General features: G+C 54.2%; 20 protein-coding genes. 19 read left to right on the top strand and 1 reads right to left on the bottom strand.

The window, feature by feature from the left end:
- Positions 1-16: 16 nt before the first annotated feature.
- From fabD to ltrA, 19 genes are all read left to right on the top strand, one after another.
- Positions 17-940 carry an ACP S-malonyltransferase gene (gene fabD / locus MKY64_RS12295; RefSeq protein ID WP_036728885.1) on the top strand — a complete coding sequence of 308 codons (924 nt, stop codon included), beginning with the start codon at positions 17-19 and terminating at the stop codon, positions 938-940.
- A gap of 51 nt (positions 941-991) precedes the next feature.
- A complete protein-coding gene (gene fabG, locus MKY64_RS12290; RefSeq protein WP_036728883.1) occupies positions 992-1,741 on the top strand; it encodes a 3-oxoacyl-[acyl-carrier-protein] reductase in 750 nt (249 codons plus the stop codon).
- A 124-nt stretch (positions 1,742-1,865) separates the two neighbouring features.
- Complete coding sequence (gene acpP / locus MKY64_RS12285; protein WP_036694165.1) at positions 1,866-2,099, top strand: acyl carrier protein; 234 nt, start codon at positions 1,866-1,868, stop codon at positions 2,097-2,099.
- Between the two features lie 176 nt (positions 2,100-2,275).
- Positions 2,276-3,514 carry a beta-ketoacyl-ACP synthase II gene (gene fabF, locus MKY64_RS12280; RefSeq protein WP_081751295.1) on the top strand — a complete coding sequence of 413 codons (1,239 nt, stop codon included), beginning with the start codon at positions 2,276-2,278 and terminating at the stop codon, positions 3,512-3,514.
- A gap of 14 nt (positions 3,515-3,528) precedes the next feature.
- Positions 3,529-4,233 (top strand): ribonuclease III, encoded by a 705-nt coding sequence (rnc, locus tag MKY64_RS12275; RefSeq protein ID WP_036728876.1) that lies wholly within the window; start codon positions 3,529-3,531, stop codon positions 4,231-4,233.
- 211 nt (positions 4,234-4,444) lie between these two features.
- Positions 4,445-8,014, top strand: coding sequence for a chromosome segregation protein SMC (smc, locus tag MKY64_RS12270; protein ID WP_036728873.1), 3,570 nt, complete (start codon positions 4,445-4,447; stop codon positions 8,012-8,014).
- A gap of 57 nt (positions 8,015-8,071) precedes the next feature.
- Complete coding sequence (ftsY, locus tag MKY64_RS12265) at positions 8,072-9,064, top strand: signal recognition particle-docking protein FtsY (protein WP_036728871.1); 993 nt, start codon at positions 8,072-8,074, stop codon at positions 9,062-9,064.
- A 737-nt stretch (positions 9,065-9,801) separates the two neighbouring features.
- The gene (locus MKY64_RS12260; protein ID WP_340953267.1) at positions 9,802-11,265 is read left to right on the top strand and encodes a circularly permuted type 2 ATP-grasp protein; all 1,464 of its coding nucleotides are present in this window, start codon (positions 9,802-9,804) and stop codon (positions 11,263-11,265) included.
- A 29-nt stretch (positions 11,266-11,294) separates the two neighbouring features.
- Positions 11,295-12,248, top strand: coding sequence for an alpha-E domain-containing protein (locus MKY64_RS12255; protein WP_036728865.1), 954 nt, complete (start codon positions 11,295-11,297; stop codon positions 12,246-12,248).
- Entirely contained in the window at positions 12,245-13,111 is an 867-nt protein-coding gene (locus tag MKY64_RS12250; RefSeq protein ID WP_340953266.1) for a transglutaminase family protein, read from the top strand. The genes MKY64_RS12255 and MKY64_RS12250 overlap by 4 nt, the downstream gene beginning before the upstream one ends.
- A 303-nt stretch (positions 13,112-13,414) precedes the next feature.
- A complete protein-coding gene (locus MKY64_RS12245) occupies positions 13,415-14,224 on the top strand; it encodes an SDR family oxidoreductase (protein WP_036728859.1) in 810 nt (269 codons plus the stop codon).
- 27 nt (positions 14,225-14,251) lie between these two features.
- Positions 14,252-14,398, top strand: a complete 147-nt coding sequence (locus tag MKY64_RS12240; RefSeq protein ID WP_340953265.1) for a hypothetical protein — start codon at positions 14,252-14,254, stop codon at positions 14,396-14,398.
- Positions 14,399-14,553: 155 nt separating this feature from the next.
- On the top strand, positions 14,554-15,342 hold the full coding sequence (locus MKY64_RS12235) for a DUF2087 domain-containing protein (RefSeq protein ID WP_340953263.1): 789 nt from the start codon (positions 14,554-14,556) through the stop codon (positions 15,340-15,342).
- A 25-nt stretch (positions 15,343-15,367) separates the two neighbouring features.
- Entirely contained in the window at positions 15,368-15,748 is a 381-nt protein-coding gene (locus MKY64_RS12230; RefSeq protein WP_036728853.1) for a GIY-YIG nuclease family protein, read from the top strand.
- 151 nt (positions 15,749-15,899) lie between these two features.
- The gene (locus MKY64_RS12225; protein WP_340953260.1) at positions 15,900-16,310 is read left to right on the top strand and encodes a DnaJ family domain-containing protein; all 411 of its coding nucleotides are present in this window, start codon (positions 15,900-15,902) and stop codon (positions 16,308-16,310) included.
- Between the two features lie 219 nt (positions 16,311-16,529).
- A complete protein-coding gene (gene hrpB, locus MKY64_RS12220; protein WP_340953259.1) occupies positions 16,530-19,022 on the top strand; it encodes an ATP-dependent helicase HrpB in 2,493 nt (830 codons plus the stop codon).
- Positions 19,023-19,130: 108 nt separating this feature from the next.
- Positions 19,131-19,775 carry a general stress protein gene (locus MKY64_RS12215; protein WP_036728847.1) on the top strand — a complete coding sequence of 215 codons (645 nt, stop codon included), beginning with the start codon at positions 19,131-19,133 and terminating at the stop codon, positions 19,773-19,775.
- Between the two features lie 264 nt (positions 19,776-20,039).
- A complete protein-coding gene (locus tag MKY64_RS12210) occupies positions 20,040-21,170 on the top strand; it encodes an IS4 family transposase (RefSeq protein ID WP_340953257.1) in 1,131 nt (376 codons plus the stop codon).
- Positions 21,171-21,878: 708 nt separating this feature from the next.
- Complete coding sequence (ltrA, locus tag MKY64_RS12205; protein WP_340950427.1) at positions 21,879-23,177, top strand: group II intron reverse transcriptase/maturase; 1,299 nt, start codon at positions 21,879-21,881, stop codon at positions 23,175-23,177.
- A gap of 199 nt (positions 23,178-23,376) precedes the next feature.
- On the opposite strand, the gene MKY64_RS12200 is transcribed toward ltrA, so the two are convergent.
- The gene (locus tag MKY64_RS12200; RefSeq protein WP_339314051.1) at positions 23,377-23,895 is read right to left on the bottom strand and encodes a GNAT family N-acetyltransferase; all 519 of its coding nucleotides are present in this window, start codon (positions 23,893-23,895) and stop codon (positions 23,377-23,379) included.

Here is a 23,895-nt window from a genome sequence, read left to right as displayed (position 1 = left end):
AGGAGCTTTAACCCTCATGAGCAAAATCGCATTTGTCTTTCCCGGTCAGGGTGCACAGGCAATCGGTATGGGTAAGGATGTATATGAAGCATTGCCTCAGAGCCGTGCAATCTTTGAAAAGGGTGACGAGGTGCTTGGGTTTCCGCTGAGCGGGCTTGTATTTGAAGGGCCGGACAGCGAGCTTAAGCAGACGGTGAACACGCAGCCGGCACTGGTTACAGCCAGTGTGGCTTATCTGGAAGCGCTAAGCGGCCTCCAGGTTACGCCGGATTATGTGGCAGGCCACAGTCTTGGCGAATATAGCGCTCTTGTGGCAGCCGGTGTGCTGTCCTATGAAGATGCTGTAAGGCTGGTCCGCCTGCGCGGACAATTCATGGAAGAAGCAGTTCCCGGAGGACAGGGGGCTATGGCAGCGGTGCTTGGAGCAGACCGTGAGGCGCTTACGGAATTATGCCGCAGTATTACAGCAGCGGGTACTCCCGTTGAACTGGCGAATGTCAATTGTCCGGGACAGATTGTGGTGTCCGGTTCCGTAGCCGGTGTAGATGAGGTGGTCAAGCGTGTGAAGGAAGCCGGGGGCAAACGGGCGATTCCGTTGGAGGTTAGCGGCCCGTTCCACTCCTCATTAATGAAGGGTGCGGCTGAGCGGCTGGCTGCTGAGCTCGAGAAGGTAACCTTCAATGCTCCTGCTATGCCGGTAGTGGTCAATGTCACCGCTGCTCCGGTGACAGACCCTGAAGAAATCCGCAAGCTGCTGGTAGAACAGGTATATTCTCCGGTACTCTGGCAGGATAGCGTGGAATGGCTCATAGGTGCAGGTGTAGATACTTTTGTAGAGATTGGCTCCGGCAGTGTGCTGGCTGGCCTGATCCGCAAGATTGACAGGAAGGTCAAGGTTGTGAATATCAACAGTCTGGAGAGCGTGCAGGCTGGCTGGTAAGCAGCTTGGCCTAACCGCAGCCGCATGATTATCGAAGGGGGACAACATAGCATGTTTGCAGCACTAAAAGGTCAGACCGCCCTTGTAACCGGAGGGTCCCGGGGGATCGGCCGCAGCATTGCCTTGGCACTCGCTGCTCATGGCGTGAAGGTCGCGGTGAACTATTCCGGCAGCCTTCAGGCGGCTGAAGAGACCGTGGCCCGGATTCACGAGCTGGGCTCGGAAGGAATCGCTCTGCAGGGGAATGTCGGCCGCAGCAGTGACGCCGAGAACCTGGTCAAAGAGGTTATCCAGACCTGGGGGAAAATCGATATCCTGGTGAACAATGCGGGCATTACCCGGGACAATCTGATCATGCGTATGAAAGAGGAAGAATTCGATCAGGTCATCGAGACGAATCTGAAGGGCGTCTTCAACTGCCTGAAGGCAGTAACCCGCCCGATGATGAAGCAGCGTTATGGCCGGATCATCAATATTTCCTCGGTTGTGGGCGTGACGGGGAATCCCGGACAGGTGAATTATACCGCTGCCAAGGCAGGGGTAATCGGCATGACGAAGTCTGCGGCCCGCGAGCTGTCTTCACGTGGAATCACAGTGAACTGCATCGCGCCAGGCTTCATTGATACCGACATGACCCGCGAGTTGTCCGATGAGGTTCGCAGCGAGCTAATCAAGGGGATTCCCTTGGGAGAGCTTGGGCGGGCGGAGGACATTGCGAATGCGGCGGTATTCCTGGCTTCGGAAGGGGCAGCTTACATGACAGGCCAGACGCTTCATGTGGATGGCGGAATGTACATGTAAGGCTTCGCAGGGCGTTAGATCGTTACGGGTGAAGATGGACAGAGGCGGCCAGGGCAGCGTTTTTTATGCTCTATGGTATTTTGACTTCATATCTCGTATAATACCAAAAGAGGAGGTGAACCGGATGTCCGATGTATTGGAGCGTGTAACACGCATTGTCATCGACCGCTTAGGTGCCGATGAAGCAGAGGTAACATTAGAAGCGTCTTTCAAAGATGATTTAGGTGCTGATTCTCTTGATGTTGTAGAATTGGTAATGGAATTGGAAGATGAATTCGACATGGAAATCTCTGATGAAGATGCAGAGAGAATTACGACCGTGGGTGAAGTTGTGAAGTACATACAATCTCATACCTAGAGTCATATGATTGAGGGTCCCGTTCCTGCCAGGGCGGGACTTCTCCTCATTTTACAGTGATAATAACAGAACCGCAGATTAACTAATCCTGCGGCGACTGCAGTTTATATAGACATCTGGTATGTTTGCGTTTACACATTGTAGAGGTACACAGCCTATAGACGGGGTGATTATGTTTGAATCATAGAGTAGTTGTAACTGGTATGGGTGTAATGACTTCGCTGGGTAAGGATCTTGAGACGTTCTGGGATAGCCTCATGAGCGGCAAGTCCGGAGTATCCCTGGTTGAAGCTTTTGATGTCAGTGAATATCCAACAAGAATTGCTTCCTCGGTCAAGGATTTCGATGCGGAAGCACGCTTCGGCCGCAAGGAAGCCCGCAAGATGGACCGGTTCGTACAATTCGCAGTTGCTGCCGGTGAAGATGCGCTGAAGGACAGCGGACTTACGATTGGTGAAGATATCGATGCAGAGCGGATCGGGGTATCTGTCGGCTCTGGAATCGGCGGCCTCGGCACATGGGAGGATAACCACAACCTGCTGCTCGAAAAAGGCCCGAAGCGGGTCAGCCCGTTCTTCATTCCGATGATGATTGCCAACATGGGCTCCGGCCAGCTGTCGATCAATCTCGGGGCCAAGGGACCGAATACAACGACAGTGACCGCTTGTGCAACAGGCAGCCACTCCATCGGAGAATCCTTCCGTCTGATCCAGCGCGGTGATGCGGATGCGATGATCTGCGGCGGTGCGGAAGCAACCATTCGTCCTACAGGAATGGCAGGCTTTTGTGCAATGAGAGCCATGTCTACCCGCAATGACGAGCCGGAGAAGGCCAGCCGCCCGTTTGATGTGGACCGTGACGGCTTTGTCATGGGCGAGGGTGCGGGAATCCTGATTCTCGAATCCCTGGAACACGCCGAGAAGCGCGGAGCCAAGATCTATGCCGAAGTCATCGGATACGGTCTCAGCGCCGATGCCCACCACATGACGGAGCCTGATCCTGACGGTGCAGCACGCTGCATGAAGATGGCGATCCGTGATGCCGGTATTAATCCTGAGGATATCGACTACATCAATGCGCATGGTACATCTACACCGGTAGGCGATAAATCTGAGACAGCCGCTGTGAAGAAGGCGCTCGGAGAGCATGCGTACAAGGTTGCGATCAGCTCAACCAAATCGATGACAGGCCACTTGCTTGGCGCTGCCGGCGGGGTGGAAGCGATTATCTGCGGGCTGTCCCTGCAGAAGGGTATGATTGCCCCTACCATCAATTTGGACAACCCTGACCCGGATTGTGATTTGGACTATGTTCCGAATGTGCCCCGTCAGGCGGAGCTGAATATCGCGATGTCGAATTCCTTCGGATTCGGGGGACATAACGCGACCGTTATTCTCAAAAAATATAATAAGTAAGGGGAGACAGTGCAGTGAAAGGAGACCTGAAGCAGTTACAAAGCCAACTTCAAATCCAATTTCACGATCCTGTACTTCTGAAGCAGGCTTTCACCCATGCATCTTATGTGAACGAACACCGGTTCAATCAGCATCAGGACAACGAGCGCCTGGAGTTCCTGGGTGATGCGGTGCTTGAGCTGACGGTGTCCGAATATCTGTATAATCTGCTCCCGGACAGGCCCGAGGGAGAATTGACCAAGCTGCGTGCTGCGATTGTCTGTGAGCCGTCGCTGGTCCGGTTCGCCGAGACCTTGGGCTTCGGGCGGTATGTACTGCTGGGAAAAGGGGAAGAGCTTACGGGCGGACGTACCCGCCCGGCTCTGCTGGCTGATGTATTCGAAGCCTTCGTGGGAGCGCTCTATCTCGATCAGGGACTTGAGACGGCCCGGAGATTCCTGGATAATCACGTATTTCCGCTGGTGGAAACCGACGGTAAGCTGCAAATGCAGATGAGCGACTTCAAGACAGAGCTTCAGGAACTGATACAGCATCATGGGATGGGTACGCTGGAATATCGGATTATTGAAGAACGCGGACCGGCGCATGAGCGTGAGTTCGTCTCAGAAGTATATATGGCCAGCCGTTCACTCGGCAGCGGCAGCGGCCGCTCCAAGAAGGAAGCGGAGCAGCAGGCAGCGGCAGCGGCATTATTGCTTCTGAAGGAAGATGGTGCCTGAAGGAAGGCACATATGAACATCTGAAATGCGGAGTAGAGCAGCAATGGTCTGAATGCCGGCGGTTCGGCGGAAGTCAGACTTTTGCTGCTCTTTTTCGAAAGATCAGAAATGATATGTTTTGGGGTAAACATTGAAGCAGGTGCACCACTTTATGGGGTTGTTTTGGCAAGGAAACACTATGGTATAATGGGTCAGAGGTGAGTAGCGAGTTATGTTTCTGAAACGGATTGAATTAGCAGGCTTCAAATCATTTGCCGACAAAACAGAGATGGAATTTGTGCGCGGAATAACGGCTGTAGTCGGCCCGAACGGCAGCGGCAAAAGTAACATATCCGACGGCATCCGCTGGGTGCTTGGGGAGCAGAGTGCCAAATCCCTGCGCGGCGGCAAGATGGAGGATATTATATTTGCCGGAAGTGATGCCCGCAAGGCGGTCAACTATGGTGAGGTCTCGCTGACGCTGGATAATGAGGATCATGTGCTGCCGCTGGATTTCAGCGAGGTGACGGTGACCCGGCGTGTCCACCGCAGCGGCGACAGTGAATATCTGATCAATAAGCAGGCCTGCAGGCTGAAGGATATCACGGAGCTGTTCATGGATACCGGTATCGGCCGTGAAGCTTATTCAATTATCGGACAAGGCCGGATAGAAGAGATTCTCAGTACCCGTTCGGAAGACCGGAGGGGGATCTTTGAAGAGGCTTCAGGTATTGTTAAATATAAGTCACGTAAAAAGGATGCCGGCCGCAAGCTCGATGAGACCGAGCAGAATTTGCTGCGGATTCATGACCTGATCAGCGAGCTGGAGGATCAGGTGGGACCGCTGAAGGACCAGTCCGAGAAGGCGATAAGATACAAGGAGCTGCGGGAGCAGCTAAAGCATCTGGAGATTTCGGTATATGTGCATCAGATCGAAGGCATACATACATCCTGGCAGGAGGGCAACGCCCGCCTGGAGGTGCTTAAGACGGAGCAGCTGGAGCTGTCCACTATAGTCTCTGCCCATGATGCCAAGCTGGAGAGCGGCCGGGCGGAGCTGCGTAATCTGGAGCAGGAAGTGGAGAAGCTGCAGGAACAGCTGCTGCGCAGCAGCGAAGCCAACGAGAAGAGCGAAGGCTACGGAGAGCTGCTGAAGGAGCGCCGCAGGAATCTGGAGCAGAACCGGGAACAGCTCATGCAGACTCTGGGTTCTGTAGGCGAACGCTCTGAGGGGCGGCAGCGTGAGCTGGCGGAGCTTGAGCATAAGCTGAAGCAGACCAGGCAGACGCTTGCGGAGCTGCGGGCACAGCTGGCGGATGAGGAATCGAAGCTGCAGGGTGTGGCCGGAGGCATCAGCCAGAGCAAGGAAGAGAAGCTGAAGAGCGCTCTGCTTGAGCTGATGAACCTGATGGCCCAGGCGCGCAACGAGATCCGCTATGCGGATCAGCAGAAGGAGAGCCTGGAGCGGCGGATGAGCCGCAGCCAGGAAGAGAGCGGCAAGTGGACAGCGCGGCTGGAGGAGCTGGTCTCTGCACAGAGCGGGCTGAAGGATAAGATTGCTGCGCTAGGCAAGGAAATCGGGCTGCTGCGCGGTGCATACATTACGGAGAGCGAGCAGACAGGCAAACGGCAGAAGCTGCTCGAAGAGACGCAGAGCGGCCTGCGCAAATGGGAGCAGAAGCGCGAAGCCCAGGTGTCCCGGCATGAGACGATGAAGGAAATGCAGGATGATTTTGACGGCTTCATGCTTGGGGTCAAAGAGGTGCTGAAGGGCGCGCGCAAAGGACAGCTAAGCGGTGTACACGGGGCAGTTGCCGAATTGATCTCCGTTCCCGAGAAGCTGGAAATGGCGATTGAGACCGCCATGGGCGCTTCCTTGCAGCATGTGGTTATGGAGAATGAAGCGGTGTCCCGGCAGGCGATTGCTTTTCTGAAGCAGCGTCAGCTCGGACGGGCGACCTTCCTCCCGCTTGATGTGATCCGGCCCCGGCAGATTACCGGCAGTGACCGCAGCATGGTTCAAGGTGCTGAAGGGTTTGTCGGTATCGCCTCGGAGCTGGTAGGCTATGAAGACAAGTATGGAAGTATTATCGGAAGCCTGCTTGGCAATGTCGTAATCGCTGAGAGTCTGGAGCAGGCGAACCGCATTGCGGCCAAATGCCAATACCGCTACAGAGTGGTTACGCTGGAAGGCGATGTGGTGAATGCAGGCGGCTCAATGACGGGCGGCAGCCAGCATAAGAAGAACAACAGCCTGCTTAGCCGCAAGCGTCAGCTTGACCAGCTCTCCGGCGAGATTGAAGAGAGCGAGCAGCAGATTGCCAAGCTGAAGCAGGGGATCAGCCGCTTGCGCGCTGAACAGGACAAAGGCTCCCAGAAGCTGGAGCAGCTGCGGCATGACGGTGATGAGAAGCGGCTGGAGGAACAGCGCGTATCCGGCGATCTGAAGCAGCTGGAGCAGGAGCTGCGGCATGTGCAGGAGCAGGTCGAGGGCGCGGGCGCGGAGCGCAGCGGCTTCGAGCAGGAGGTACGCGGGCTGGATGAGGCCCGCAAGCAGGCGGAAGCAGAGCTGTCCCGGCTGGAGAAGGAAGAGCAGGAGGCGCACGCAGCAATCCGCAGTGCCGAGTCGGACCGCAAGGCGAATGAGTCGGCCAAGGAAGAGCTGCAGGGCAAGCTGACCGGGATGAAGGTCACGGAGGGCAAGCTGGATCAGGAGATCTTCTCGCTGGAGGAGCAGCTGCGCCGGATGAGGCAGGACGCCGGCTCCCAGGAGAAGGAGCTGCGCCAGAGCCGCAGCCTGCTTATGACCATCGAGCAGGATCTGGAAGAGAATGCACGGGAGACCGTGAAGCAGAAGGAAGAGGTCAACAGTCTGCGGCTGAGCAAGGAAGATACGTCTGCGAGGCTTGACCTGGCCCGTGCCGACCGCGCGGCGATCTCGCGCAAGCTGGAGCTGGCCGAAGGCGAGACCAAAGACCAGCGTCAGGCGCTCCGGGCGGTCGAAGACAAGCTCCGGTCCACGGAGGTTGCCGTTGGCCGGCTCGATGTGGAGCTGGATAATATCCTCCGCAAGCTGAGCGATGACTACGAGCTGAGCTACGAGCTGGCGAAGCAGCGTTATCCGGTGCCGGAGGATGTGCCTGCGGCACAGCTGGAGGTGCAGCGTCTGAAGCGCAGCATCTCCGGTCTGGGAGAGGTGAACCTGGGCGCGATTGAAGAGTATCAGCGGGTGCATGAGCGGTATACTTTTCTCAGCGGGCAAAAGGATGATCTGGTGGAAGCCAAAACAACGCTGTATCATGTCATCCATGAGATGGAAGAGGAGATGTCGAAGCGCTTCAAGCAGACCTTCGATGCCATCCGCCGCGAGTTCGGTACGGTGTTCACGAAGCTGTTCGGCGGCGGGCGGGCAGATCTTCAGCTGCTGGACCCTGAGCATATGCTTGATACAGGGATTGATATCGTTGCCCAGCCGCCGGGCAAGAAGCTGCAGAATCTCCAGCTTCTCTCCGGCGGAGAACGCGCTTTGACCGCGATGGCTCTGCTGTTCGCCATTCTGCAGGTGAAGCCGGTGCCGTTCTGCGTGCTGGATGAAGTGGAAGCGGCGCTGGATGAAGCCAATGTGGTGCGCTTCGCCCAGTACCTGCGCGAGTTCTCGGAGCAGACGCAGTTCATCGTAGTGACCCACCGCAAGGGAACGATGGAGGAAGCAGACGTACTCTACGGCGTGACGATGGAGGAAGGCGGCGTGTCCAAGCTCGTATCCGTGCGGCTGGAGGATGAAGAGGCAGAGATAGCTTAATTAGACGCAGGATTCATGAAGTGATCCCTATAACCCTTTAGGAGGAAGCATAAGCCTATGAGTTTTTTCAAAAAACTGAAAGACAGCATTTCCGGTAAAACGGAAAGCGTAACGAAACAGTTCCGCGACGGTCTGGAGAAAACACGCAAGGGCTTCGTTGAGAAGGTCTCGGATCTGATTATCCGCCGCAAAAAGATAGATGAAGAATTCTATGAGGAGCTGGAAGAGATTCTGATCGGCGCAGATGTCGGCGTGAATACGGTCATGAATCTGGTAGAGGAGCTGCGTGCCGAAGTGAAGCAGAAGCGGATCGAGGACGCGGCAGAGCTTCAGCCGATTCTCTCCCGCAAGCTGATGGAGCTGCTGCGCGGCGATGACGACAACAGTCTGAATGAGAATCCGGACGGCATTACCGTGATCCTGTTCGTCGGCGTGAACGGAGTCGGGAAGACGACGACCATCGGCAAGCTGGCGCACCGCTACAAGCAGGAAGGCAAGAAGGTTCTGCTGGCGGCAGGCGACACCTTCCGTGCCGGAGCCATTGAGCAGCTTGAGGTGTGGGGCAAGCGTGCCGGAGTGGATGTGATCAAGCAGCAGTCGGGCTCGGACCCGGCAGCGGTGATGTTCGATGCGGTTCAGGCTGCCAAGCAGCGTAGTGTGGATGTGCTGATCTGCGATACAGCAGGCCGGCTGCAGAACAAGAGCAATCTGATGGAAGAGCTGAACAAGATTTTCCGTGTCATTCAGCGCGAGATTCCAAGCGCCCCGCATGAGGTGCTGATGGTGCTGGATGCCACCACCGGGCAGAATGCGCTCACCCAGGCCAAGCTGTTCGGCGAGAAGAGCGGCGTGACCGGCCTGGTACTGACGAAGCTGGACGGTACGGCGAAGGGCGGAATCGTGGTAGCGATCCGCCAGGAAATGAACCTGCCGGTGAAGCTGGTCGGTCTGGGCGAGAAAATGGAAGATCTCCAGCCGTTCGATTCCGACCAGTTCGTGCATGCCCTGTTCGCAGGCATGATCTCGGAAGAAGCGGACTCGGAAGAATAACCACAACAATAGATAGCTGCGAAGCAACCTCCCTTTGGAATGAAATATTCCCGGGGAGGTTTTTTGTTGAACGGATTGGACTCGCTGAGAGGGGAGGGGAAGAGGAAAAAGTTGGACTTTCTCCACTTGCTGATGAAAGAAAGGTCTCTGTTAGGGCAGGAGTTGGAAAAACAACAATTATTTGAGCGCATTTCAGCCAATGTGGCTGATACTAACACTAGCAGTTGTAGTTTTTCCGCTTGCTTTCCCCTATCCCTCAGAAATCGAAGAATTAAGATACGTTTGTCCACCTGTTGTTGCGGGGCTGCCGCTTCTTGGCTTCCCGCGCAGAATCCCCCGCCACGGACATATCCTCCTCTACCGAAAGGAGCCTCCACCAGTACATAACCATCCTTCGGCTTACTCCCCTTTTGGCGTTTCAAAGAATACGCTGAAATTATATTAAAAATACATCATATGAAAAATTCATAATAGTACTGCTTGTCAGCATCCCCGCATACAATTGGATGTGGAATCATCATGCAGCGCCCCCAAAAGCAAGTATAAGAGAAAGGAAGCGATTCCAAAGCGGCAGGATGGTTCAGAAACTCCATTTTGCTGTTATATATATTGACATGGATAATATTATTTACGTATTATGAAGGTAGTAAATCATATTTTCGTGGTGAATTTTTAAAATTTGAACTTATTTGTTAAGAAACATAACACATTATACTGATCCGAGAGGAGTCGGGCTCATGTCCAAACTAGATCCTTTGCCCGGTCTGTCTCCGTATCCGCTGCAGCATTTCTATGATGAGATGTATGCGGATGAACGGAACGTCCGGCCTCATTACAAGCATGTGAACCGCATGTTTTCCGGGATGAGCCCCGAAGAGCTGCAAGAGAAGCAGAAGCTGATGCAGCGTCGGATGATGGAAGAAGGTATTACCTTTACACTGTACAACCCGGCACAGGATCAGCCTATGGAGCGGACGATTCCCTTCGATATGATTCCGCGCATTATCCCCAAGGGAGAATGGGAACGGCTGGAGGCGGGGATTGTGCAGCGGATTACCGCACTTAATCTGTTCATTCATGATATTTACCATGAGCAATATATTGTGAAGGACGGAATTGTGCCGCGGCGGATGATTATTTCGAACTGTTATTTCCGGCCGGAAATGACCGGACTCCGTGTACCCGGCGGTGCGTATATCACCACTTCAGGGATCGATCTGATCCGCCATCATGACGGCGAGTATTATGTGCTTGAGGATAATCTGCGTACACCCTCTGGCTTCTCGTATCTGTTCAAAGGCAGATCGCTCATGAATCAGCTTTTTCCTGAGTTGTCGTTTGCCAGCTCGATCCGCGATGTGGATCACAGTCTGAATCGTTTCCTCTCCGTGCTGCGCAGCCTGTCCCCGTCCCGGACCAAAGACCCGGTCATTGCCTTGCTGACACCGGGGGAATACAATTCGGCTTATTATGAGCATGCCTTTCTGGCGCAGCAGATGGGCATTCATCTGGTTGAGGGCCGCGACCTGGTTGCGCAGGACCACAAAATCTACCTGAAGGTGATGAACGGTCTGCGCAAGGTCGATGTGCTGTACCGCCGCCTGGATGATGATTTCATTGATCCGCTTGCTTTTCAGCCCAGCTCGCTGCTGGGGGTTGCAGGTCTGATGAATGCCTACCGGGCGGGGAATATCGCGATTGCCAATGCGCCCGGAACCGGGGTAGCCGATGACAAGGCCATGTATGTGTATGTGCCGGATATGATCCGCTATTACCTTAATGAAGAGCCGATTCTGGGCAATGTGCCGACCTATCTGCTGTCACGGCCGCAAGAGCGCCAGTATGTGCTGGACCATCTATCTGAAATGGTGGTGAAGGAGACGTCTCTCTCCGGGGGCTACGGCATGCTGATCGGGAGTGAGGCGACGAAGGAGGAGCTCATAGACTTCCGGCTCAAAATACTGGCCGAACCCGAGCGTTATATCGCCCAGCCGATTATGTCGCTGTCCCGTGCACCGGTCTTGTCAGAAGGCAGTATGGCTCCGCGGCATATCGATCTGAGGGCATTTGTGCTGATGGGGGCTGACCGCAAGCCGCATGTCATTCCAGGGGGCTTGACCCGGGTAGCGATGCGCGAAGGCTCGCTGGTCGTGAACTCCTCCCAAGGCGGCGGAGTGAAGGATACCTGGGTAATGGCCTAGAGACTATCTACGTTAAAGGGGTGGCTAGAATGCTGAATCGCAATGCGGAGGCTCTATTCTGGATCGGCCGTTATATTGAACGGGCTGAGAATCACGCCCGGCTGATCGACGTACATTACCATATCCAGCAGGAAGAGGATTTCAAGGAAGAGGGCCACAAGTGGTCGCGCCTGATTGACGCGCTTGGGGTACGGAGTGAATATCTGCGGCAGTTCGAAAGCTTCAGCGAGCAGGATGTATTATCCTTCATTACGCTGGATCTGGGGAATACCAATTCTCTATTCTCCTGTGTGCATCAGGCCAGGAATAATCTGCGCACCCTGCGACAGCATCTGCCGAGTGAGCTGTGGGATATTGTCAACGGCTTCAACCTGTGGCTCGGGGAGCAGTCGGTAGCGGATATCATGCGCGGTCCCCATCAATTCTATCAGCAGGTTAAGGAACGGGCGGCGATGTTCCTTGGCGCGGAGCAATCGGTAATGCTCCGGGGCAATGAATGGCATTTCATCGAGAGCGGCCGGTTTCTGGAGCGGGCAGAGAATACGACGCGTATCCTGCAGACTGTCACGGTATCCTGCAAGTCGAAGGATATCAATTCTATCTATACCCAGCTTCAGGCCGTGCTGAAATCGGTGAGCGGATATCAGTCCTTCCGCCGGTATTATGCTGATGATATGTCGCCGGAGTGCATCCTGGAATTCCTGATCGTGAACCCGCTGTTCCCCCGTTCGATCCGCTTCTCGTTCCACAAGCTGGAGGAGCATCTGGCCAAGCTGGAGCTGGACACTACAGAGAAGGGCTCGGGGCATGAGAAGGTGATCCGGCAGGCGGGCAAGATCAAGGCGGAGCTGGATTATATGGAGAAGGATGAGATGTCCGGGGACCTGGCCCTGGATGTGCTGGAGTCACTGATGATATCCTGTCAGAGGCTCGGCAGAACGATGGACGGTGCTTTTTTTCGCCGTGAAGGAGTCTCGGTATGAAAATACAAATCAACCACACAACCACCTACAGCTACCCCGAGCCGGTGACGGACAGTGTCAATGAGATCCGGCTGACGCCGCGCACGAACTACCGGCAATCCTGCTATCACCATGAGGTGGAGGTGCACCCGCCAGCCAATCTGCTAACCTATGAGGATTTCTTCGGCAACCGGGTCCATGCCTATTCGGTGAATAAGCCGCACACGGAAATGGTGATTCACACCAAAGCGACCGTGGTCACGCTCGACAAGGCGCAGGGCACGGATCTCCCGCATATTCCGCTGGAGGAGCAGGTGAAGCTGCTGAATGACGAGAAGTTTCAGAACCGGTATATAGAGTTTATTCTGCCTACCCGGTACACCGAGGTGACGCCGGAGCTGGTGGAATTTGCATCGCAGCATCCTTTTGAGGATGCAGAGGATATGTTTGAATGGACCCGGAAGCTGTCGTCCACCATCTATGAGCAGTTTACGTACGATCCTGAGGCGACAAGCGTCAATACTACGGTAAAAAGAGCACTGATGCTCAAGCGCGGAGTCTGCCAGGACTATGCGCATCTGATGATTGCGGTCTGCCGCAGTGTCGGCTTGCCATCGCGGTATGTGAGCGGGTACCATTTTGTCGGGGATCTGCAGGGGGGCAATGCGAACTTCGAACAGGCCTCCCATGCCTGGGTGGAGACACATATTCCGGGTACGGGCTGGCTGGGCTTCGATCCGACCAATAATGTTGAAGTGAACTGGCGGTATATCAAGCTTGGACATGGACGGGATTATAAGGATATCGTTCCGGTCAAAGGCGTATACCGCGGAGCAGCGGGCACGCTTACGGTTAAGGTGGATGTACGGCAGCTGGAAAATTGAATGAGCAAGTGGAAACGGCATTGCCGTCCTTTTAGAGGACGGTACCGTTTCAGCGAGAAAGATAAGGATCATTATAGCGCGAAGCATATTAATTCTTATCTTTTTAGTGCAGGCCCCCGCAGATGTGGGGTTTTTGCTGTTGCAGACAAGATATGCAGGAGCTTATCCAGCGGATAGGCTGTGCATGTTGCACTGGGCTTGTGCAATTTTTTGCATAACATGATTATAATCAAGCATCATTTGGGTAATCTTGAAACAGAGCCATTACATGCAGAATGGTATTCACGGAAGGAGAGTGTACATATGAGCCCCAATATAGCAAAAAAGCAGCGTTTTCAAGGGAAAACAGCCATAATCACAGGTGCGGGCTCGGGAATCGGCAGAGCGGCAGCAATTCAGCTGGCACGTGAAGGTGCGAATGTCGCCTTGTTCGATCTGGTGAACGAACGTACTTCGATCCTTGAACAGAAATTGAATAAGCTGCGCAGGGATTGCGCGTTAGCTATTGATGTGGATACTTCGGATGCCGGCCGGATGGAGGAAGCGGTGCGCAGGACTGTGGAGCATTTCGGAGGTCTGGATATTGTGTTCGCCAATGCTGGCATTAACGGAGTGGTCGGGCCGATTGAGGAGCTGAGCGTGGATGATTGGGAGAAGACGTTGTCTGTCAACCTCACTGGCACCTTCCTGACGCTGAAATACACCATTCCCCATCTGAAGGAGAAGGGCAAAGGCAGTATTATTATTACCAGCTCGATCAACGGCAACAGCAGATTTACCAGCTTCGGCTGGTCACCATACAGCACCACTAAGGCGGGACAGGTCGCGTTCGCGAAGATGGCTGCACTGGAGCTGGCCAAGTTCAAAATCCGGGTCAATGTCATTTGTCCGGGAGCGATCGCCACGAATATCGACGAGAGCACGGAGTGGAACGATGATGTGGAGTCGATTGTTATTCCAATTGAATTCCCTGAAGGAGCACAGCCGCTGGCAGACGGACCGGGCAAGCCGGAGAATGTCGCCGATCTGGTCGCGTTCCTGGCCTCGGATGAATCCATTCATATTACCGGCTCGCAGATTGTGATTGACGGTGCGGAGTCGCTGCTGTCTTAAGTTCATTCTCCAGGAAAAGGTGATTCCATGAACCAAGAAGTGACGGATTACATTGCTCAGATCAAGCTGCCCTGGCAATCGGAGATATGCTCCAAGCTGCGTGAGGTCATTCACGAGGCTATACCGGAGGTAGCGGAACGTACCTTGCTGAAGCAGGCTTCTGCTGCATTGTAAGAACTGACAAATAGCGATCCTCCGGGATTTAGAGACACTGCCATGATTGGCGGTGTTTTTCTTTTGCCATAAACAATCTAATTAGATAGTTGTAAAATAACAAACGAAATGATAATATGTCTATATAAAAGTAAACAAAGGGTGTGGTGGTCCGGTTGGTAGAAGAGAATGAAGCAGTGCGGATATCGGAGAAATTCTGGAATGCGTCCATTGCAGAATTGAAGCAGGGCTATAATGTGGAGACGGAAGAGCGGACGGAAAAGTATTATTGTCTGGTCTGCGGAGCTGCCTTCGAGAAGGGCTTGATCTATAAGGATGAAGGGCAGTATTACGAAGCGGAGAAGTTCGCAGCTCTGCATGTGGACAGGGTTCATGGCGGGATGTTCCATTGGCTGCTGACGCTGGACAAGAAGCTGAGCGGGTTAACCGAATTGCAGAAGGGGCTGCTTCAGGCCTTCCGCCAAAGTCTTAGCGATGCAGAAGCAGCCAAGGAGCTGGGGATCGGCAGCACCTCCACGGTGCGTAACCACCGGTTCACGCTTCGCGAGAAGGTGAAGCAGGCCAAGCTGTTTTTGGCGGTTATGGAGCTGGCTGAGGAGAAGCCGGGAGCTTCATCGCCTTTTGTGAGTATTCCGCGTACGGCTGTGATGGTTGATGAACGGTTCGCGATTACCGAGCAGGAGAACGCCGAGATTCTGGGCACCTATTTCAAACAGGGGCCGGACGGCCCGTTGTCAGAGTTCCCTAAGCGGCAGAAGCGGAAGGCGGCTATCCTGCGCCATTTGCTGCAGCGTTTTGAGACCGGGCGCAAGTATAGTGAGAAGGAAATCAATGCGGTGCTCGAAGCCGCTTACCCCGATTACGTGACGCTCCGGCGGTATCTGATCGATTACGGGCTGCTGGACCGTGAAGAAGACGGAAGCAGCTACTGGGTGAAATTATAACGGAGAGAAGAAGGAGAGAGAAATAATGACGGATAAAACCAGACGCAAGGAATTGGGATATAATTACGCACACTCGCACAGGCCGATGGGGGTATACCGGATTGTGAACACCGGCAATGACAAAATGTATGTGGGAAGCAGCCTGAATCTGGACGGGGTCTGGAATAAGCATAAGTTCATGCTGGATATCAAAGGCCATGACAACAAGGCGCTGCAGGAAGACTGGAATGAACGCGGGGAAGCGGGCTTTCGCTTCGAGGTGCTGGAGCAGATTAAGCCGGAGGAGGATTTCGTGGCCGATGTGCAGGAGCTGAAGAAGTACCGCAAGATGCTGCCGGACATGGAGAGTAAGTGGCTGGAGCAGCTGTCTCCTTACGGGGAGCGCGGATATCATAAGCAGAAATAGCTTTCTGCCTGGTGATAAGAAGCGATAACTTACAGGCAAACCGGGAATGAATTTCAGCAGCACCCGTGCTAAAATAAGGATAAAGCTGTAGCAGAATGTGCCGTTTGCAATATAAAAGGGCACCGGGGCGCTGATGAAAGGAACGGTGTGGATGGCTATATTATCTTGGCTTGCAGAACAAAGAATTCAGGAAGCTATGCGCAGCGGAGAGTTCTCCAATCTGCCGGGGCACGGCAAGCCGCTGGAGCTGGAGGATCTCTCGGGCGTACCCGAGGAGCTGCGGATGTCCTACAAGATTATGAAGAACGCCGGATTGCTGCCCGAGGAAGTCACGCTGCGCGCAGAGTGTGTGACGCTCGAAGAGCTGCTGATGGCTTGTCACACCAGCGGCAACAGCACTGCCGGGGAACGCAAGGAGCTGGAGGGCAAGCTCTCCCTGAAGCGGCTGCGTCTTCAGATGCTTTTGCAGGAACGGGGTCTGGAAAGCAATGCTGCATATGCAGATTACGGGGACGTGATCGGGCAGCGGCTGACCGGGGTGGAACGGGATGGTAGGGAGTAGTGGGTGAGGAAACGGGTGAGTAGACGAGTATTGAAGTAAGTATGAGGCCTCCGGTTCATGGAACCGGGGGTTTTTGTGCGAAAGTTTAGATGGGAGCTTATTGTTGAACGGGTAAATCCTCCTACAGCAGTAACGAACTGCTTGATATCTGGAATGAATTCGCCGATGATAGGGAGATGGAGATTTAACTTAACTTTTAGCAGATGATGGAGAGATGAAATGAAGCAGCTTCCGATTATGCAGGTGCTCCCTGACCTGAAGAGAATTCTGACAGACCGTGCAGCGGCCATTCTGATTGCCGAACCTGGAGCGGGGAAGACAACGGCGGTGCCGCCTGCTTTTTTGGAGGAGCCTTGGCTGGCCGGTAAAACTATCCTGATGCTGGAGCCCAGACGCCTGGCAGCCCGTTCGGCCGCAGCTTATATGGCGTCCTGTCTGGGGGAGAGTGTGGGTCAGACCGTAGGCTATCGCATGCGGATGGATACCAAGGTGGGGCGGAATACACGCATTGTTGTTGTGACGGAAGGCGTGCTGACGCGAATGCTCCAGAGCGATCCTTCGCTGGGGGATGTGGGTCTTGTGATCTTTGACGAGTTCCATGAGCGCAGCCTGCATGCGGATCTTGGACTGGCACTGGCGCTTGAAGCGCAGAGTGTGCTGCGCGAGGATCTGCGCATTCTGGTGATGTCGGCGACCCTGGATGGAGACCGCGTAGCTTCTCTGCTGGGTGAAGCGCCGGTCGTCCGTTGTCCGGGCCGGACGTATCCGGTGGAGACGGTCTATGTGCCGGAGGCAGGCAATGCTACCGCTGAGAAATCCGCCGCCGCCGCTGTCCGGCGCGCGCTTGCTGAGCAGCCGGGGGATGTGCTAGTCTTTCTGCCCGGCGAGCGGGAGATCCGCCGGACGGAACAGGAGCTGGCATCAGGAAGTCTGCCGCCGGGAACGGTGCTGCGGCCGCTCTATGGCCAACTGCCGCAGCCGCAGCAGGATGCGGCGGTGGCTCCTGCAGTGGAAGGCGAACGGAAGGTCGTACTGGCAACCTCCATTGCCGAGACGAGTCTGACAATCGAAGGGGTACGCTCGGTGATTGACACGGGGCTTCGCCGGACGCAGGTATTCTCTGCGCGTACCGGCATGCCGCGCTTAACGACGGTGCCGGTCTCGAAGGCCTCGGCCGATCAGCGGCGCGGCCGGGCAGGCCGCACAGCACCAGGCGTCTGCTACAGGCTATGGAGCCGAGAGGCGCATGATCATCTGCCGGACGACAACGTGCCGGAGATCATGGAGACCGACCTGGCGCAGCTCGCCCTGGAGCTGGCGCTGTGGGGCGTGCGCGATCCGGGAGCGCTCGCCTGGCTGGATGCGCCGCCTGCCGCGCCTTACGCGCAGGCCTCGGCGCTGCTGCGCCAGCTCGGTGCGCTGGACGCCGGCGGCGCCATTACGCCGCACGGCCGCAGCATGGCCGTGCTTGGCGCGCACCCGCGCATCGCGCATATGCTGCTGCGCGCGGCAGACCTTGCAGCTGCGCCGCTCGCCGCCAGGCTCGCTGCGCTGCTGCAGGAGCGGGACCTCTTCCGGGGTCCCGCGGCTCTAGATAGCGACCTCACGCTTCGCGTGGAGGCGCTGCTCGGATTCGAGCGCTCCGCCAGTAGCGGCGGAGCGGACCCGGCGGCCTTGCGCGCGGTGCAGCGCGAGAGCCGCAGCTTCCTGGCGCAGCTGCAGGCAGCGCCGGGCGAAGGGCCCGGCGACATCAGCCGCAGCGGCCTGCTGCTGTCGTTCGCCTATCCCGACCGCATCGGGCAGGGACGCGGCAATGGCGCGTTCCTGCTCTCCGGCGGCCGGGGGGCGGCGATGCGCGAGGGGCAGCCGCTGGCGCGCTCGCCCTACATCGTGGCACCCGGCGTGGATGACCGTGCCGGGCAGAGCCGGATTATGCTTGCCGCAGCGCTCTCCGAGCAGGACCTGCTGAAGCATCATGCGGACAGCCTTCTTGAGGAGCGCGAAGTCTACTGGGACAGTGAGAGCGGAAGCGTGAAGGCGCGAAGAGTGACCCGGTTGGGGGCGCTCATTCTGAAGCAGACGACCCATGAGCGGGCTACTCCCGAGGAGACGGAGAGCGTACTGCTGAAGGTGATCGCGGCGGAAGGGCTACAGCTGCTGCCATGGGAGAAAGCGACCACTCAGCTGCGGCAGCGGATGGAATTCATGCACTCACTGCGGGCCGACTGGCCCGATATGTCGGATGAGGCGTTGATGGATACATTGGAGGAATGGCTGGCACCCTTTATACAAGGGATGCGGAATCTCCGTGATTTACAGCGGGTGAAGCTGACGCAGGCGCTGGAGGGGATGCTGGACTGGAACAGCCGCCAGCAGCTGAACAAGGAGGCGCCGACGCATATTACGGTACCGAGCGGTTCGCGGGTTCCCTTGGATTACAGTAATCCGGGGGCGCCGGTACTGGCAGTTAGGCTGCAGGAGATGTTCGGGCAGACGGATACTCCACGGATTGGCGGAGGGAAGGTCCCGGTGCTGCTGCACCTGCTGTCTCCGGCGAGAAGGCCGATGCAGATTACCTCAGATCTGGCCAGCTTCTGGCAGAACACCTATTTCGAGGTGAAAAAAGATCTGAAAGGCCGTTATCCCAAGCACTACTGGCCGGATAATCCGCTGGAGGCAGTACCGACCAACCGTACCCGTCCTACCAAATAGAATGAGAGGGGTATCAGGTATTAATTCATCCGGTGATGCTTTTCCTGTTTGGGCACCGCGTGAACGGGTAATACAATAGCGAACAACAATTACGAAGGAGGGCTTCAAGTGACAGAGAAAATTATTGGCGTATTCGATACGGAACAAGAAGCAACCAGAGCAATTGAAAGTTTGCAGAGTCAAGGGTTCACGAACGATGAGATTTCAGTAATTACGAAGGATCGAGATGACCTGAAACACATCTCCGAGGATACAGGAACAATGGCGCCGGAAGGCGTTGCTACAGGTGCGGCCACCGGCGGCGTAGTGGGCGGAATTACCGGACTGCTGGCCGGGATCGGTGCGCTGGCCATTCCGGGAATTGGCCCAATCCTTGCTGCAGGCCCAATCGCAGCTACACTAACAGGGGCGGCCATCGGAGTAGGAGCAGGCGGACTGGTAGGCGGATTAATCGGACTCGGCATTCCCGAGGATGAGGCCAGAGACTACGAAGGCTACATCGACAGCGGTAAAATCCTCGTCCTGGTCGATGACAACGGCCGTGGAAGAGATATCCATACGGTATTCCGGGGCAACCGTTCACTCAATTCCGGCCGTTACGACAGCCTGTATCCAGAGGATACGCTGGCTGACCGCGGAGCAACTAACCCTGACCTGGTCCCTAGGGACACGACGGTTGGCAATACCTTGGGCAACAGAGGCTCGATGAATGCAGACCGTGACCCGGACCTCTACAACCGCGACAAAATCTAAAAATTAGAGCAGGCTTAAACCCGCTCCTATAGCATACTTAAGAACTGCCTGCGGCGAACATGCCCGGGCAGTTCTTTGTGCTTGTTTAGGAAATTATAATCTCCGTCTGCTATGGATAAGGGAGGAACAGAGACCGCATGAGTGAAGAAGGAGGAATCCTGCAAAAAGTGTAAGCGTGTTGATTTGCCAAAAAAAGGGACAAGAAAGGCCGCCATTTCGGGTAATGGTAAGTACGACCAAACCAAACCGAAATGAGGCGACCTCATGAATAATAATACCCCATTCCTGGCCGTGTTCAAACAAGTATTAACTCCGGAAGAAGTCGAAATGGTGACTGGGCAAACCAAGAACTACGAGGATACAGGAATCAAAATGACTGTCGGTGTGTTGTTCGACTACTTTATCCAAGCCTGCTACCACAAATGGGATGGCTTTCGTCAAAGTGCTCGGGTGGGCTCGAACTACGATTTGCCCAAGGTTCATTACTCCACTCTTTCGGGCAAAGCTGGTGAAGTGCCTTACGATATCTTCAAGCGTTTGTTTCAAATGCTCGTCCAGAAATGTAACCGGCAAACCCGGCGGCACCTGAATCTGCCTAAAGATCTTCTGCTTATTGACTCTACGACGGTTACGGCGGCAAACTCCCGTATGTCTTGGGCTCCATATAAAAAATTCAGAGGAGGTATCAAGCTGCATGTGGCCTTCTCGCATGGACAGCATTCACCCGTGAAGGTGGTCGAATCGATTGCCCGGCGCAATGACGCTCCATTTGGAGAAGTCTTGGCCGATAAGGACTACCTTCTAGTCCAGGATCGAGCGTATGGAAAAATCGGTCGATTGGATCAATATGTGCAGCAAGGTCAGTCCTTTGTGATTCGTTTGAAAGACAATCTCCATTTGGTGATGCCGCGAAAGCTTCAGCGACCGGCGGAGGGAGATAGCAAAATTGTACGCGATATCACCTGTTATATCGGTCAAGGGAAACACCAATCCGCCCAGCGCCACCGCGTCGTTGAATTTGAAAATGACCGGGGTGAAGTCGTAAGGGTTGTGACCGATTTGAGAAAAGAGTCCGCTCATGTGATTGCTGAAATTTACAAAGCACGCTGGGAGATTGAAGTCTTTTTCCGCTGGGTGAAACAGCATCTGAATGTCCCTTGTCTATTTGGAACCACCGAAAATGCAGTATATAGCCAATTGTTTGTGGCCCTTACCGCGTATGTGCTTCTAAAATACATTTTTGATGAAGTTCATCCGAAGGTACCGGTCTTTGCTAAGCTGACTCTTTGGGAATTTATGCAGTACTGGCGTATATTTAATCTTCCGCTGGAGTGGCAGGTTCAGCTTAATCAGCTCAGGCGTAAAGAACATTTAGGTGTTTTTGTCATCCCATAATATGGGTAATCAACACGCCTGCAAAAAGTGCAACATTACTGCCCCAAAGAAGCGGTCTATGCTTAAATCCTGCACGAACTGCAACAAATTCAGCGCTAACTTGCTCTTAACACTGAAATTTGTGCAAATCATGCAACAATGTACTTCAACCAGTAAAAGGTATAGAGAAATCCTGCAAAAAGTGGAGCGACCGAGCCTAGGTTGAGTAACTTAGCAGGTGGAACCCCTGCTTGGAAAGGCGAAAGCCACGCCACCAATAGCGAGTCTTGGAGCGGCAAGGGTAACCCTGCCGTTTAAGCGTAGACAGTTAGGATGCAGGCCTGAAAGTGATGGAGCCTCGAAATGCAGCAAACGGGAAGGTCGACGGGCTCACTTTCCCGGAAGACAACATGACTCCAGCCGAAAAAAAAAAAAAAAGGCGAGGATGGAGGAGCTTCCCCGGGGTCGAAGAGCCAGGCATGTATACCCATGGTTACTCAGCAACTCGGGAGACCCTGACGCTCTTCTGCGAGAGAAGTACTATTTAGGAACCTTTGCAGGAGTATGGCAAACAAGCCGTAACACGTAAGAATGTCAAACGGCGTTCAGGGAGTCGGATTGCCGCATAAGACCTGTGAAACCCCTGTAATGGGGGCGGAGGAAAGGCAGGCGACACCCCATCAATCTTGGTAAGGACACATTGGCCACACACAGAGGTGGGAAAAAAAAATGGAAACGAAATTAACAAGAATAGCAGAAATGGCCAAAGCAGATCCGAAGTTACGGTTCAACTCCATCGGACATCTCATTGACACAGAAGCATTAAAGAGAAGTCACAAAGAGATGAAACCGGGAAAGGCAACCGGAGTCGATGGATCGACCAAAGAGACGTACGAAGCCAACGTGGAAGCGAATGTAACACACCTGGTGGACCGGTTAAAGCGAAGAAGCTACAGACCTCAGCCCGCGAGAAGAGTGTACATCCCAAAGGACGGGAAAAACATGCGGCCCCTAGGAATTCCTGCGTATGAAGACAAACTGGTGCAACATGCGCTGAAAAGAGTACTGGAAGCCATTTATGAACAAGACTTCATGGATTTCTCGTATGGATTTCGCCCGAACCGAAACATGCACAGTGCGCTGAAACATCTAAACCGGGTCATCGAGCAGGGAAAAACCAGCTATGTCGTCGATGCAGACATCTCCGGCTTCTTCAACCATGTAAATCACGAATGGCTGATGAAATTCCTCGAACTGCGAATCGGAGATCCAAACATCCACCGGCTGGTGAGACGGATGCTGAAAGCAGGTATTCAGGAGGATGGACACTTTGAACCGACGGAGGAAGGAACTCCCCAAGGTTCGGTGGTGTCGCCCCTGCTAGCCAACGTCTACCTGCACTATGTCCTTGACCTATGGTTTACCGTGACGGTGAGGAAGCAGTGCGGGGGGCAAGCCGAAATGGTGCGCTTCGCCGATGATTTTGTATGCTGCTTCCAGTACAAAGAAGATGCAGAACGCTTCTATACCGCACTTGTGCTCCGGCTGGAGAAATTCGGGTTAAGCATTGCGGAAGAGAAGACGAAAATCATCGCGTTCGGTCGTTTTGCGGAAGCAGAATCACGGAGGAAGGGCGAAGGGAAACCGAAAACATTCGATTTCCTAGGCTTCACGCACTACTGCGCCAAGAGCCGAAAAGGAACCTTCCGGGTAAAGCGTAAAACGAGTGGGAAGAAATTCAGACAGAAGGTCAGAGCCATGAAGAGCTGGGTCAGGTGGAATCGCCACATGAAGCAGGAGGATTTCCTAGGCGTCATCCGGTCCAAACTGTCGGGACACTACCGATACTATGGAATCACGGATAACTCGGAGAAAATAAAAACCTATTACATGCAAACGCTCGACTTGATCTATACATGGCTAAACCGCAGAAGTCAGCGCAGGAGTTTCACCTGGGAGAGGTTCTACGAAGTGCTAAACGAATTCAGGCTACCTAAGCCGCGGATCTACGTCAATATCTACGATTAAGGCCAATTGTGAACGATGGGGTGAAGAGCCGTATGCGTAAATTGCGCACGTACGGATCTGTGAGGGGTAGGGGCACAATCCACGAAGGAAAGGCCCCGCCTACTCGACCAACATTACAGCTCCTTTAAAGCGGCCGGTGAGAGAGGCATGAGCATCATTCACCCGGCAGAGTGATTTTGTGCTGATTAAATTAATTGTGCTAGAGGATGATTCTGGTCATGATCAGATCTGTTTGCTCCTCGTCACCCATATAGAAAGAATGAGTTCCTGTCTGTACGAAATTCAATTTTGTATAAAAGGCAACTGCGTTTCCGTTTTGTTCCCAAACCCCCAGCCAGAGCTTCCTCTTATTCTTTTCGGCCGCGATTTCCACCGCTTTCTCAATCAGCTGTTTCCCTAGCCCCAGCCTATGAAAGGGCCTTCTAATATAGATCCTTTCCACTTCAAGCGAGTCCTTGTCCATATGTTCAGTTTGGGCATCATCGGCGTTAACCTTCAGGTACCCGGCAATTTCTTCATTATAATAGATGAAATAAAATTCAGAATGGCGGTTGGCGCATTCTTTTTTTAATTGCTCTGTACGAAATGCTCTTTTCAAATAAGCTTCCATAGCTTCTGGTGAATTTTGATTTTTGAAGGTGTCCGTAAACGTTTCGATACTGATTTTTTGCAAGGTCTCCAGATCATCGGAAGAGCATCTCTTTATCAAAATAGTCAT

Origin of the sequence: Paenibacillus sp. FSL R7-0210, from assembly GCF_038009085.1 — a bacterium.
Classification (GTDB): Bacteria; Bacillota; Bacilli; order Paenibacillales; family Paenibacillaceae; genus Paenibacillus_AQ; species Paenibacillus_AQ silagei.
Note: the sequence above shows the minus strand (reverse complement) of the source record. Positions and strands in the feature narration are given on the sequence as shown.

Coding starts and splice junctions, on each gene's coding strand:
- fabD (WP_036728885.1), top strand. CDS start 17: ATGAGCAAAATCGCATTTGTCTTTCCCGGTCAGGGTGCACAGGCAATC.
- fabG (WP_036728883.1), top strand. CDS start 992: ATGTTTGCAGCACTAAAAGGTCAGACCGCCCTTGTAACCGGAGGGTCC.
- acpP (WP_036694165.1), top strand. CDS start 1,866: ATGTCCGATGTATTGGAGCGTGTAACACGCATTGTCATCGACCGCTTA.
- smc (WP_036728873.1), top strand. CDS start 4,445: ATGTTTCTGAAACGGATTGAATTAGCAGGCTTCAAATCATTTGCCGAC.
- ftsY (WP_036728871.1), top strand. CDS start 8,072: ATGAGTTTTTTCAAAAAACTGAAAGACAGCATTTCCGGTAAAACGGAA.
- MKY64_RS12260 (WP_340953267.1), top strand. CDS start 9,802: ATGTCCAAACTAGATCCTTTGCCCGGTCTGTCTCCGTATCCGCTGCAG.
- MKY64_RS12255 (WP_036728865.1), top strand. CDS start 11,295: ATGCTGAATCGCAATGCGGAGGCTCTATTCTGGATCGGCCGTTATATT.
- MKY64_RS12250 (WP_340953266.1), top strand. CDS start 12,245: ATGAAAATACAAATCAACCACACAACCACCTACAGCTACCCCGAGCCG.
- MKY64_RS12245 (WP_036728859.1), top strand. CDS start 13,415: ATGAGCCCCAATATAGCAAAAAAGCAGCGTTTTCAAGGGAAAACAGCC.
- MKY64_RS12240 (WP_340953265.1), top strand. CDS start 14,252: ATGAACCAAGAAGTGACGGATTACATTGCTCAGATCAAGCTGCCCTGG.
- MKY64_RS12230 (WP_036728853.1), top strand. CDS start 15,368: ATGACGGATAAAACCAGACGCAAGGAATTGGGATATAATTACGCACAC.
- MKY64_RS12225 (WP_340953260.1), top strand. CDS start 15,900: ATGGCTATATTATCTTGGCTTGCAGAACAAAGAATTCAGGAAGCTATG.
- hrpB (WP_340953259.1), top strand. CDS start 16,530: ATGAAGCAGCTTCCGATTATGCAGGTGCTCCCTGACCTGAAGAGAATT.
- MKY64_RS12210 (WP_340953257.1), top strand. CDS start 20,040: ATGAATAATAATACCCCATTCCTGGCCGTGTTCAAACAAGTATTAACT.
- ltrA (WP_340950427.1), top strand. CDS start 21,879: ATGGAAACGAAATTAACAAGAATAGCAGAAATGGCCAAAGCAGATCCG.
- MKY64_RS12200 (WP_339314051.1), bottom strand. CDS start 23,895: ATGACTATTTTGATAAAGAGATGCTCTTCCGATGATCTGGAGACCTTG.